The organism is Pseudomonas sp. TCU-HL1 (assembly GCF_001708505.1).
GTDB lineage: Bacteria > Pseudomonadota > Gammaproteobacteria > Pseudomonadales > Pseudomonadaceae > Metapseudomonas.
In genome coordinates this window covers 3,693,576-3,706,640 of record NZ_CP015992.1, presented here as the reverse complement: position 1 = coordinate 3,706,640, position 13,065 = coordinate 3,693,576, and the positions used below count along the sequence as shown (strand labels likewise).

Genomic DNA, 13,065 nt, shown 5'->3' with positions numbered 1-13,065 from the left:
TCCCGCGCGACGCCTTCCCCTGCACGCCAGGTCGCGACCCCGCTTAGAAAGAGGGACGCCACGCCATTCCCTGCCCATGGTGGATCGCCCGCTCGTCGGCGCGACCGGTTATCGGCATTGGCATAACCAGTGTTTTGCATAACAAGTGTTGCGTAAAAAATTGCACGGGATTACAGTGCTGCGAAACAACAAGAGACCCCCTGGAGGTCGTACATGAAAAGCTTCAAGACAGGTTCCCGTCCCCACGACGGCTTCGCCGTCTGCAGAGGTTTCGCCAGCGGATCGGCCGTTGCTTCGTCCGCCTTTCAATCCAGCTGCCAGAACATTCAGCGCCCGCTGGCTCGCATGCCGCAATCGGCGGAGGTGGCTTGATGATTACCCTCAAGTCCAAACTGACCCTGCCGGCCGCCGGCCTTTCGGGCTTCGAGACTCCGCTCACTGAGGAAGAGGCCGCCATCCAGGCGTCCGTGCACCGCTTCGCCAAGGAAGTTCTGCGCCCGCTGGGTCGCGAGCTTGACCGCATGACCGCCGAAGAAGTGACCGCGCCGGGTTCGCCCTACTACTCGGTGTTCAGCGAGTTCGCCAAGCTGGGGCTGGACCCCGCGCTGCTGGCGGAGCTGCCGCCGGAGATGGCGGTGCGGATCGAATCCATGATTGGCGAAGAGCTGGGGTGGGGCGATGCTGGTCTGGCGGTGTCCCTTGGTTGTGCTGGCTTCCCGCTGCAGATGGCAGTCGCAGCCGGCAACACCGAACTGATCGAGCTGTGCCAGGGCCGGATTGGCTGCTGGATGGCCACCCAGCCGGATCGTGGCAGCGACAATCAGCTGCTTGATATCAAGCGCGACTGGCCCGTAGGTACGCCGGCCAACATCGGCAACCTGACCGCCAAGGTCGTTGGCGACGAGATCATCATCAACGGCCAGAGCTCGGCCTGGGTGTCCAACGGTGCTGTCGCGCAGGTGGCATTCGGTCTGATGTGCGCCGACTACGGTGACGGTTTCTACGGCGAGGATGGTTTGCCCAATGGCATCGCTGTGATCGTCCCGCTGGATATCAAGGGGGTTTCCAAGGGCAAGCCGCTGGAGAAGATCGGGCAGCGTTCGTTGCCCCAAGGGGAAATCTACTTCGATGACGTGCGTGTCCCGCGGCGCTTCGCCATTGCCGAGAAGGACGGTTACTACGGCGCCGTGAGCTCCTCCTGGTCTTACGCCGGTACCCATATGAGCCAGGTGTTCACCGGTGTCGCCCGGGCGGCCTTCGAGCTGGCGCTGCAGTACTGCCACGAGCGCCGCCAGGGTGGTCGGATGCTGATCGATCACCAGATGACCCGCCTGCGCCTGGGCGAAATGCTCCGCCGCGTGGAAATCGCCCGTGCGGTTGCCCGGCGCTCACTGAGCTTCGCACGCCTCTCGCCACAGACCCATCCCTATGCCACAGCCTCGGCCAAGGTCACCGTGACCGAAGAAGCGTTGGCGGTGGTGGAGGAGGCATTCCGCCTGTTCGGCGGTAATGGCACCACCCTCGAATACCCCATCGAGAAGCTGCTACGCGATACCCAGTCCGCCCTGATCGAAGACGGCGAGAACCGCATCCTGACCATGCGCTTGGGGTTGCTTGCGCAGCAGCTCTACGCCGAAGGCTGGGCCCAGAACTGATTCGATCACCTGATTCAATCCATCCAAGAACAAAAGCGAGGAACACCCCAATGGCCAAATATCCTGTCGTTGTCTATGGCGCGAGCGGTTACACCGGCATGCTCACCATGGACTGGCTCATTGACCAGAAGATTCCCTTCACTGCCGTGGCCCGTAACGCCAAGCGTGCCCAGGAGATGATGGCGCAACGCGTCGTCGGCCTGGAGTCGGCTACCTACGAGATCGTCGAGTGCCCGCACGAGGTCGAGGCCCTGACTGCCGTCTTCAAGGGGGCCAAAGTTGTTTGCAACACTGTCGGCCCGTTCGTCAACTTCGGTCTGACCACCGCTGAGGCCGCCCTGAAAGCTGGCTGCCACTACCTGGACCCGGCCGGTGAGCAGGAGCATATCCGTGCCCTGCGCGACCAGTTCGGCGAGCTGTACCGCCAGGCGGGTCTGCTGCTGTCGCCCTCGCTGGCCTACATGTACACCTTCGCCGAGATCGCCGCTGAGCTGGCCCTGGAAACCCCCGGTGTCGACTCCCTGGAAACTGCAACCCTGACCCGCGGCCCGCGCGTTGGCGCCGCCGGCGTGACCGTGGGCTCCACCGCCACCATCTTCGAAGGCTTCCGACACCCGGGTGGTTACCTGTGGGAGAAGGAACTGGTTCCGTACGCGCCCAACACCAGCTTCAACGTGGTCTGCCCCAGTCTGCTGGAGTCCGTGTTCTGCTTGCCGTGGGGCGGCACCTCGCTGCCGATCTATTTCCAGAATGACGGCCGCGTGCGCAGCTGCATGTCCTGTGTCGGCTTCTACGACAACCCGGTGATGAGGACCGTCCATGCCCTGGGGCAGAAGTGGGAGACCGAGTACAAGCATCTGCCCAAGGAGCAGCAGGACGCGGTGATCCAGAACCTGGTGGATTCCACCACCCCGAGCATGCCGCCGCGCGAGCGCAGCACCCTGCAGCGCACGGTGGACTTCGCCATTGGTCGCGGTCAGCTTTCGGCGGTGCGTGCCACCGTGCACGGCATCACCCCCTACATCGCCACCGGTGCGCTGCACGCGGCGGCTGCGGTCAAGCTGCTGGACAACGACGTTGCCAAAGTGGGCTTCGCGTCCTCCTCCAAGGCCTTCGGCCACCGCTACATGCTCGGCTTCCTCGAGCAACGCGGCCTGGCTCGCGCAACCATCACCCAGCTGTGAAGTGACGACGATGGCAATCATTGATTTCTTCGACCGTGGCTGGCGGATCAATCCGCAGGGGCCTGCCTATATCCAGGACGGCGCAGTCACGACCTTTACCGAAGCGGGGGAAATGTCCTGCCGCATCGCCAACGCTCTGCTTGCAAGGGGATTCGTGCCGGGAGTGAAGGGCGCCGTATGGGCGGCCAACGATGTCACTGCTTGGCTCTGTGCCCTGGGTCTGTGGCGCGCCAACATGTGCTGGATTCCGGTGGGCGCGCGCAACGCGCCCGAGGAGAACCGTTACGTGCTGGATGCCTTCGACTGCGAAGTCCTGTTCTTCCAGCGGGAGTTCGCCGAGACGATCTCCACCTTGCGGTCGCAGCTGCCTAAGATCCGCCAGTTGATCTGCATTGACGGTGAGGCTGAGGGAGCTGAGTCACTGGCGGCTTTCATGGCTGGGCAACCGCCGGTCGACCCGGGTGTTGCGGTCAATCCGGACGATGTGATCTGGCTGGGCCCCACCGGTGGTACGACGGGCCTGCCCAAGGGCGTCATGAATACCCATCGCAGTGTGCAGACCAGCTTCGCACACTTCATGATCAATACGCCCTATCCGGCTGGAACCCGGCCCGTGAACCTGGCGGCGGCCCCCATGACCCACACCGCCGGCATGCTGTCCATGCCCTGCACGGCCAGGGGTGGCACCGTCGTGGTGATCACCAAGCCGGAGCCGCAGCTGCTGCTGGCGGCAATCCCGCAGCACAAGGTGACTGAGTTCTTCCTGCCGCCGACGGTCATCTACCGGCTGCTGGATATTCCCGACCTCAACAAGAAAGTCGACTTCTCTTCGCTGCGCTACTTCCTCTACGGCGCTGCGCCGATGTCGGTGGAGAAACTGCGCCAGGCGATCGAGGTCTTCGGCCCGGTGATGATGGAAGGCTACGGGCAGACCGAGGCGCCGGGTGCAATCGCGCACCTGTCGCCGGGCGAGCACTTCGTCAATGGCGAGGTCGCCAGCGATGCACGGCTGTCCTCGGTCGGTCGGCCCAACCCGCTGATCCGCGTCGAGATCATGAACGACGACAACGAGATTCTCGCCCAGGGTGAAACCGGCGAAATCTGCGTGCGCGGCGACCTGATCATGAAGGGGTACTACAAGGACCCGCAGAAGACTGCTGAGACCATCATCGATGGCTGGCTGCACACCGGCGACATCGGTCACCTCGATGCCGATGGCTACCTGCACATCACCGACCGCAAGAAGGACATGATCATCTCGGGTGGCTTCAACGTGTACCCGAGTGAAGTCGAGCAGGTGATCTGGAGCCACCCGGCCGTACGCGATTGCGCGGTGATCGGTGTGCCGGACGAGAAGTGGGGCGAGGCGGTCAAGGCCGTCATCGAGTTGAACGAGGGTCAGAGCATCGACGCCGAAGCGCTGATTGCCCTGTGCAAGGACAAGCTGGGCTCGGTGAAGGCGCCGAAGACCGTAGACGTCGTTGATGCTCTGCCACGCAGCCCGGTCGGCAAGGTGCTCAAGAAAGACCTGCGTGCCCGTTACTGGCAAGGCGCCAACCGGCGGATCTGAAGTCGAGGAGTCTTCTGATGGAACCCATTTACATTGCCGGCATTGCCATGACCGAGTTCGGTCGTCATCCGGATCGCAGCCTCCAGGATCTTGCCCTGGAGGCGCTCAACGGCGCGCTGGCGGATTCCGGCGCGCAACGTTCTGACATCGGTGCCGTCTTCTACGCCGGCATCACCAACGGTGCGTTGCAGGGTCAGCTGTCCATCCCTGGGCAGGTGATCATGAGCAAGATCGGCATCGAAGGGGTGCCGGCTTACAACGTCGAGAACGCTTGCGCTTCGGGCAGCACCGCCGTTCACCTGGCAGTACAGAGCCTGCGCGCTGGTGCCACCGACGTGGCGCTGGCCCTGGGCTGCGAGAAGATGGTGGTGGCCGACAAGGCGAAGTCCTTCGCCCTGTTCGAAGCAGGATGGGACGTCGCCCGCGCCGAGGAGAACTTCGCCATCCTGTCGAAGATGGGCGACGGTGTCGTGCCGCCGCCCGGTTCGGAGTCCGACCGTCCGTACAGCCGCTTCATGTCCATCTACGCCGGCTTCTGTCGTTGGCACATGAAAACCTACGGCACCACCCAGCGGCAGATCGCGGCGGTGTGCGCGAAGAACCACAACCACTCGGTGCATAACCCTTACTCGCAGTTCCGCAAGCCCTTCACCATCGAAGAAGTGCTGGCGGCACCGCCGATCACCTATCCGATCACCCTGCCGATGTGCGCACCCATGACCGACGGCGCCGCCGCCGCGATCATCTGCACCGAGGCCGGCCTGAAGCGGATCGGCGCCGACCCCCGGCGCTGCGTGAAGATCGCCGCCAGCGTGATCCGCAGCTTCACCCTGCGGAGCATCGACGAGCCGGAGAAGCACGTCAGCCACCTGGCCGCGCTGCAGGCCTACGAGATCGCCGGCCTGGGGCCCCAGGACATGCATGTAGCCGAGGTCCACGACGCGTCCGCCATGGGTGAGATCATCCAGGCGGAAAACCTCGGTCTGGCTCCCATGGGGCTGGGCGGAGTCTGTGCCGAGCGCGGTGACTTCACCGTGGGCGGCCGGATTCCGATCAACCCGTCCGGCGGCCTGGAGTCCAAGGGGCACCCGCTCGGCGCAACCGGCATCGGCCAGCTCTACGAACTCACCACCCAGCTGCGTGGCGAGGCGGGGGGCCGTCAGGTCGAGGGTGCGCGCCATGCAATCCAGGAGAACGGCGGGGGGCTCATCGGGGTCGAGGAAGGCGCCGTTGCAGTTCACATCCTGAGCCGATAGGAGAACGTGTCATGTCAGCAACCCGTCGAGACGCGGAAAACAAGACCAGCCGTGAAGTCGGGCACTTTCGTCGACTCGGCGGGTGGGTGGAGAGGCCGGCTGACCTGCAGCCGGAGTTGGAGGGTGATGTCAGCGCCGACGTGATCGTGGTCGGCGCAGGCTTTGCCGGGCTGTCCACCGCGTTGGAGCTGACGGCTCTCGGTGCGAAGGTCATCGTGCTTGAGCAAGAGTTCGCCGGCTTCGGCGCGAGTGGGCGCAATGCGGGCTATCTCGGTGGCAGCCTGGGGATCGAATTCGAATTCTTCGTCAACCGCGTCGGGATTGAGCAGGCGAAGAAGATCGTCAGCTTCTACGACGAGGGTGTCACCTATGTAGAGCGACGGCTCGACGAGCTCGGCATCGACTGCGATTACAACCGATCGGGAAATATTCGCGTCGGCGTTCATCCGTCTCAGGAGAAGAAAATCCGCAAGGCCATGGAGCTTGGCCTGGAGCTTGGTTCCAAGACCCAGTTCCTCGACCAGGCCGAAATGCGGGCCCGCGGTATCCCGCCTGCGTTTCTGTTCGGTTATGCCCAGCAGCACGGCGGCACCCTGGATCCCGGCAAGTATGTGATGGGGTTGCGGCATGCCGCGCTCCAGGCCGGTGTGAAGCTCTACGAAAACACGCAGCTACTGTCCTACACCGAAGGTCCGACCATCAGGTGTGTGACCAGAAGGGGCACGGCGAGCGCTCCCTACCTGGTGCTGGCCACAAACGCCTATACCCCGCAGCTCGGCCTTCTCAAGGACAAGGTGGTACCACTACGAGTCTCGGCGATCGAGACCGAGCCGCTGTCCTCGGCGCAACTGACCTCCCTGGGCTGGCAGGGCAGGGAAGGCTTGATTACCTCGCACTGGACGATGGAGAGCCATCGCCTGACCGCCCGCAACACGCTGGTCATCACGACGAAACGGCTCGGTTATGCGTATGGCTCGCAAACCCCGAATGTGCCGGATGACGTCGCTTATCGAGAGTTGGCGGTGGCGCTGAACGACCGCTTCCCAACCTTGCGCGGCCTCGGCATCCAGTCGAGTTGGAGCGGGTACGTCAGCATGGCTTATGACGCGCTGCCGGTTGTTGGTGAGACCGGCGCCCAGAAGAACGTCATTTATACCGCCGGGTGTTCCGGGCACGGCGTCGCCACCCAATCGCTGATGGGCTACCTGCTCGCCGAGCGAATTGGCGGTGTCGAGCATCCTCTGCTGGCCGCGTTGCGCCACAAGACGCCCTCGACCCTCCCTGAGCCCTTGCAGTGGTGCGCCGTCAAGCTGGCGCTGGGGGCGGCGAACCTGATGGACAACTGGGTGAATCGTAAGGTGCAGGGCGGCGCCGCTAACTGACCGAGAACCGGAACTGACATCGCGGGAATATCCGCACAGTTCCGAACACAACATTTCTGCTTGCGCGGAGCGATGATGAATAACAACTCAAAAGAGGCAGTGCGCGTCACCGCCTGGACCGCGATTCTGGGCGGCATCTTTGCCTACCTGAATGTCGGCTTCATGTTGATGGTCACCCAGGGTGATATGACCGTTTCACTGGACGGTGCGGCGATGCTGGCGTTCCCGGCAGAGATCCGAGAGTTTTTCCGGCTGTCCATGCTCGCCGACATTCTCGGTTTCTATCTGCCGGTGCTGGTGATCGGCGGCTACCTCTGGAGCGTCTTTCGTGAACAGGCGGGCACCCTTGGGGATATCGCTGTGCTCGCCATCGCCCTCTACGTGGCCCTGGGTGTCATCGGCGCAGCCCTGCAACTTTCCGTGCTGAACCCGTTGGCCGACGCTCATGTGGCGGGTGGTGAAGCCGCCAAAGCAGCGGAAGTTGTCTGGACCAGCATCGCTGTCGGTAGTCAGCAAGGATTGTGGTGGTGCGAGGGTCCGGTCGTATTGTTCTGGGGGCTGGTGGTCGGTGGCCATCTCAAGCGCGCTGGCTGGGGCCGGTTGGTATTGCTGCCTCTCAGCGTCGTCGGCTGGTGCTTCGGCCTGTTCTTCCTGGCGGGTTTCTTTCCGCAGCTGGCTGCTCTCTCCAACGCGATGCTCGTCCTGGTCGTCCTGATCTTCCCGATGTGGATGATCGTGTTCGGCACCCAATTACTGCGCAAACCGGCCTGCACTCTGGTGACGGGCTGACGCGCGGCCCGAGCCACGAGGTTCGCTGAATTCCAATAAAGACATTGACCGCCGGCGTGTCCGGCGAGTTCGGCGGCAGGCATATGCCGCCGTTTTTCGATGCCGCGACAAGAACGACGACTTCAATAACAAAATGCGTGAGGCGACAAGTATGGCGGACAAGCCCACCTCAAATCCTTCTCCCGATCTCAAGCGGCGGCAATTGCTGAAGCTGGCGGGCGCCACGGCGGCCATTGGCGGTATCGGCCTGGGCTCGGGGCTGGTGCGGGCCAGCGAGATTCCCGGCGCCGCGAGTGCGGCGACGGAGCAAGACGACGTGCTGGACGTCGTCATCATCGGTGCGGGGTTGGCCGGCCTGACCGCCGCCCGCGACCTGCAGCTGGCCGGCAGCCAGTCCTTCCTGGTCCTGGAGGCGCGGAATCGAGTAGGAGGACGTACTCTCAATTACGAGGTCGGGGACGGCTATATCTCAGAGGTCGGTGGGCAGTGGATTGGACCGGGCCAGACCGCGGTGGAGGACCTCGCGCGCCAGCTCGAGGTCGGCACCTTCCCGCAGTACTACCAAGGCCGTACGGTGATGATGGGCGGGAACGGGCGGCTCGAGATTGATCTCGAGGGCACCTTCGGCACCGACATGGCCGTGGCGGACAAGCTGAGCGAGATGTCGCACGATGTGCCCTCGGGAGCACCCTGGAAGTCTCCCAAGGCTGCCGAATTGGACAAGCTCTCGGTTGGCGACTGGTTGGCCACGCAGAACATCAAGCCTGAGGAGTATTCCGGCTGGGATGCCGCCCTGACGCTTACTGGTGGTGCAAGTCCGGCCAAAATGGGGCTGCTGCACTATTTGTCCATGATCAATTCGGCCAACAAGGAGTACGAGAAGCTCGACTCGGTCAAGGACAGCGCTCAAGGCACGCGCTTTGTCGGCGGCTCGCAGATTCTCAGTATCAAGATGGCAGAGCAGTTGGGCGACAAGGTGCGCTTGCAGTGCCCGGTACGCAGAATCTCCGACTGGGATCGCGAGGTCGTGACCCTGCACACGGACCAAGGGCTTGTGCGCGCACGCAAGGTCATCGTGGCCATCCATCCTGCATTGTGCAACCAGGTTCAGTTCGAGCCGGCCCTGCCAGCGGCGCGTGCTGCGCTGCAGCGCGCCTGGCCCGCACATTCGCCGGCACGCAAGATGGCCATGGTGTATCCCCGGCCGTTCTGGCGCGACAAGGGGCTGAACGGGCACATCTTCATGGTGGGTGGTCCCATTTACTGGGCCTGGGACAACTCGCCGCCCAATGGTGAGATCGGCATCATCAACGCCTTCATCTCCAACGCCAATCTTCCTTCTGACCCCACAACGGCCAAGCACGCCCTGACGGAAATCTTTGCCCGGGCGTGGGGCGACGAGGCACTGCATTCCGTCGCATACCACGACCAGGACTGGGGGCGTGACGATCCCTGGACGCTCACCTGTGTATCGGCCATCCCGCCGGGCTTCTGGACCACCCACGGCGAGGCGCTGCGACCACCCTGCGGCAATCTGATCTGGTCCGGTACCGAGACTGCGGACATCTGGGCCGGCTACATGGACGGTGCCGTGCGCTCGGGCCACCAAAGTGCCCTGCAGGCGCTCAACGCCCTGCGTCGGGTGTAGGAGATGAAGATGAAGAAATTGATAGCGCTGGCTGTAGTCGTGGTCATTGCCGGGCTGCTGGCTTTTTACGGACGTGATGGCCTCGATCTTTATCGTCTGATGGATCACATCAGCACCTCCACAGAGGCCAAGGAAGCCGATGGCGGTCCGTGGCCACGCCTGGTCGATGCCTGCGTAGGTTGTCATGGCGTTCAAGGCAAGTCGCAGCATCAGGGGTATCCCAGCCTGGCGGGTCAACCTGCTGCCTACCTGACCAACCAACTGCGCAATTTCGCCAGTGGCACGCGGGCCAATCCGAACATGGGGCCGTTGGCTATGACCCTTAGCGAGGCTGATGTCCAGCAGTTGTCGGCGTACTTCGCCAAGCAGTCGGCAGTGGAAAACAGCTCCTTCAAGGCTGATCCCGTGCTGCGGGAGAAGGGGCAGAAGCTGGTGGTGAACGGAGGTTGCGCGGCGTGCCACGGCGAAGGGTTGATGGGGCGCGACCAGTTCCCGCGGTTGGCCGGGCAGGGGCACGATTACCTGCTGGCCCAACTGAATGCCTTTGCGGAAGGGCGGCGCAAGGATTCGACGGGCGCGATGACAGCCATCGTCTCGACCTTGTCCGCGGATGATCGTCAGGCACTTTCCCACTATCTCGCGGCACTCGTCCCTGTGGCGAAGTGAACCATCTGAAGAGTATTTGATTGAGGTTATTGCTATGGAAGTTAAGGAAGTTCTTGCGCTTCTTTCCAGCGTCTTTCTGATCACTTGCGGTGTGGTTTACGGCCTCAAGTATGTGCGCATTCGGAAGAACTATCTGCTCGGATTCGAGTGGCTGATCGTGGCCTTCTCTGCTTCGAATCTACTGTTATTCCTCGTGACGGGTTTCAAGGTTGGCTACAGCATCTCTTTCTTCCTTGATGCTTTTTCCCGCGCTTTCGGTGTCCCGATTGTGGCCACGCTTGGCCTGATGGCGGTCACCCATAACTACAGGCCTTCGTTTACCAAAGACATCATGATTTTCGCGGTCACTTTCGCTGCCACCTTCGTGCTGGTACTGGCCGACTTCGTTAAAGGGCTGTTGCCGTATTACTACCTCTTCATGTGGGCCTGCTACACCCTCTATCTCTGCTATTTCACTTGGCGACTGCTGCGTGCCGGCGAGTCCATGCATGCTCTGCTCAATACCGTGACTACGGCGGCTGCTTTGGCAGTGGCGGTCGTTTATGACTTCCTCCCAATCCCGGGCGACGAGGACAAGATGGAGTTCATGATCTACGCCCTTACCGTCTGGGGTTGCCAGATAGTCCAGCAGTACTACGCCTATGGCGCCCTGGAGCGTACGACAACGGCTTCGTCCCGGCCCCTCGTGATGGCCCGCTGACCTGACTGCGCAGCGTCATGGGGTGAGTCGCCATTACCCGGCGACTCACCCTGTGGGTCCAGCCCTTCCCGGAAAGAAAGCCGCAACCACCTTGCACACTTCCAAGCGCCCCTCGGCTCAGTCGCGATGACGTTCTTGCCAACGGAGTCGCAAGCCCCACCCCAACTGGAGTTCACGGATTTGAACGCAGCGCTGCTCCCTCCCTAGCCCTCACCCTGGCCGACGTTCCCAGACCTCGATGTACCAGACCGGTTGACTCCTCGTCGCGCCGGAACGGGGAGCGTCGTCCTCGAAAAAGCACTTGCCTGGATACCGAACACAACAACAAGAGGTAGACGCATGACAATGAGACAACCAAGGTGGCAACCGGCCTGGCTTGCCTGTGCGATGGGCATGGCCGCTGGAACGTGCGTGCCGGCACAGGCCGCCACGTTCAACATCGGGGAGCTGGAGGGGCAGTTCGACTCGCAGCTGTCGGTCGGCGCCAACTGGTCGGTGCGCGGTGCCGACCCGGACCTGATCGCCTTCAACAATGGCGGTGACGGCCTGGCGCCGTCCTCGGACGACGGCCACCTGAACTTCAAGAAGGGCGAGACCTTCTCGAAGATCTTCAAGGGCGTGCACGACCTCGAGCTGCGTTACGGCGATAGCGGCGTCTTCGTCCGGGGCAAGTACTGGTACGACTTCGAACTGAAGGACGAACACCGCCTGTTCAAGGACATCGACGACTCCAACCGCAAGCAGGCCGCCCAGGCCTCGGGTGCCGAGCTGCTCGATGCCTTCCTCTACCACAACTACACCATCGACGATCTGCCCGGCTCCGTGCGCCTGGGCAAGCAAGTGGTGAGCTGGGGCGAGAGCACCTTCATCCTCAACAGCATCAACTCGATCAATCCGATCGACGTCGCGGCCTTCCGTCGCCCGGGCGCCGAGATCAAGGAGGGCCTGATCCCGGTCAACATGTTCTATGTCTCGCAGAGCCTGAGCGAGAACCTCTCCGCCGAGCTGTTCTACCAGCTGGAGTGGGACCAGACTGTGGTCGACAACTGCGGCACGTTCTTCTCCCAGCAGGATGTGGCGGCCGACGGCTGCAGCAACGAACTGGCCGTACTCTCGACCCGCCAGCAACTGATCGATGCCGGATTCGCGGGCGTGATTCCCGGGCTGCAGGCCAGTGGCATTGCCTGGGGCGAGCCCGACGAGGGGGTGATCGTCCGTCGCGGCGGTGACCGGGACGCGCGCGACGGCGGCCAGTGGGGAACCGCGCTGCGCTACTACTCCGAGCCGCTGGATACCGAGTTCGGCGCGTACTTCATGAACTATCACAGCCGGACACCGATCTTCAGCGCCACGGCGCCGGGTGCCGCCGCCTACGGCGTCGCCGATCTCTTCGGCCCTGCGGCGCCCCTGGTAGTCGCGGGTAACTCGCGCTACTTCCTGGAGTATCCGGAGGATATACGCCTCTACGGCTTGAGCTTCTCCACCACCCTGCCCACCGGTACCGCCTGGAGCGGCGAGATCAGCTATCGCCCGAATGCGCCGGTACAAATCAACACCACGGACATTCTCTATTCGGGCCTGACGCCGCTCACTGGCAACCCCCTGTTCGACAATGCCTCCATCCTGAGCGGCGTGCCGGGCCAGGATCTGCATGGCTACCGGCGTAAGGAAGTCACGCAGTTCCAGACCACCCTCACGCACTTCCTCGATCAGGTCATGGGGGCTTCCCGCCTGATCCTGGTGGGCGAGGTCGGTGTGGTGCATGTGGGTGGACTGGAGCACTCCAGCGATGTCCGCTATGGCCGCGACCAGATGTTCGGCCCCGGTCCGCTGCCCGGTGGCGCCTGCCCGATCCTCAACAGCCAGACCCTGGGTGGCAACCCGAATGCCGAGAATGTCGCCAGGTACTGCGAGGACGAGGGGTTCGTCACCAGCACCGCCTGGGGCTACCGCGCGCGGGCGATCTGGGAATACCCCAATGTCGTCGCCGGCATCACCCTCAAACCGAGCCTGTCCTGGTCGCATGACGTCGCCGGAAACGGTCCCAATGGCCTGTTCAACGAGGGCGCCAAGGCGGTCAGCCTGGGGCTGGATGGCGAGTACCAGAGCACCTACACCGCCAGCCTCTCCTACACCGATTTCTTCGGTGGCCAGTACAACACCTCGATTGATCGCGACTTCGTGGCCCTGAGCTTCGGTGTGTCCTTCTAAGTGG

At 62.9% G+C, this 13,065-nt stretch carries 10 protein-coding genes; all 10 read left to right on the top strand.

What is annotated here, in order from left to right; translation table 11 throughout:
- Nucleotides 1-371 precede the first annotated feature (371 nt).
- The 10 genes from THL1_RS17195 to THL1_RS17150 all read left to right on the top strand — a co-directional run bounded on the left by THL1_RS17195 (nt 372) and on the right by THL1_RS17150 (nt 13,061).
- Complete coding sequence (locus tag THL1_RS17195) at nt 372-1,655, top strand: acyl-CoA dehydrogenase family protein (protein WP_069084367.1); 1,284 nt, start codon at nt 372-374, stop codon at nt 1,653-1,655.
- A gap of 50 nt (nt 1,656-1,705) precedes the next feature.
- Nucleotides 1,706-2,839 carry a saccharopine dehydrogenase family protein gene (locus tag THL1_RS17190; RefSeq protein WP_069084366.1) on the top strand — a complete coding sequence of 378 codons (1,134 nt, stop codon included), beginning with the start codon at nt 1,706-1,708 and terminating at the stop codon, nt 2,837-2,839.
- Nucleotides 2,840-2,849: 10 nt separating this feature from the next.
- Nucleotides 2,850-4,409 (top strand): AMP-binding protein, encoded by a 1,560-nt coding sequence (locus tag THL1_RS17185; RefSeq protein ID WP_069084365.1) that lies wholly within the window; start codon nt 2,850-2,852, stop codon nt 4,407-4,409.
- 17 nt (nt 4,410-4,426) lie between these two features.
- On the top strand, nt 4,427-5,665 hold the full coding sequence (locus tag THL1_RS17180) for a thiolase family protein (protein ID WP_069084364.1): 1,239 nt from the start codon (nt 4,427-4,429) through the stop codon (nt 5,663-5,665).
- An 11-nt stretch (nt 5,666-5,676) separates the two neighbouring features.
- Nucleotides 5,677-7,047: an NAD(P)/FAD-dependent oxidoreductase gene (locus THL1_RS17175; protein ID WP_069084363.1), complete on the top strand. Its 1,371-nt coding sequence runs from the start codon at nt 5,677-5,679 to the stop codon at nt 7,045-7,047.
- 75 nt (nt 7,048-7,122) lie between these two features.
- Nucleotides 7,123-7,836: a hypothetical protein gene (locus THL1_RS17170; protein WP_069084362.1), complete on the top strand. Its 714-nt coding sequence runs from the start codon at nt 7,123-7,125 to the stop codon at nt 7,834-7,836.
- A 151-nt stretch (nt 7,837-7,987) separates the two neighbouring features.
- A complete protein-coding gene (locus THL1_RS17165; RefSeq protein WP_069084361.1) occupies nt 7,988-9,484 on the top strand; it encodes a flavin monoamine oxidase family protein in 1,497 nt (498 codons plus the stop codon).
- A 9-nt stretch (nt 9,485-9,493) separates the two neighbouring features.
- Entirely contained in the window at nt 9,494-10,150 is a 657-nt protein-coding gene (locus THL1_RS17160; RefSeq protein WP_069084360.1) for a c-type cytochrome, read from the top strand.
- 34 nt (nt 10,151-10,184) lie between these two features.
- On the top strand, nt 10,185-10,850 hold the full coding sequence (locus tag THL1_RS17155; protein WP_083245926.1) for a hypothetical protein: 666 nt from the start codon (nt 10,185-10,187) through the stop codon (nt 10,848-10,850).
- 339 nt (nt 10,851-11,189) lie between these two features.
- A complete protein-coding gene (locus THL1_RS17150; RefSeq protein WP_069084358.1) occupies nt 11,190-13,061 on the top strand; it encodes a DUF1302 domain-containing protein in 1,872 nt (623 codons plus the stop codon).
- The last annotated feature ends 4 nt before the right edge of the window (nt 13,062-13,065 follow it).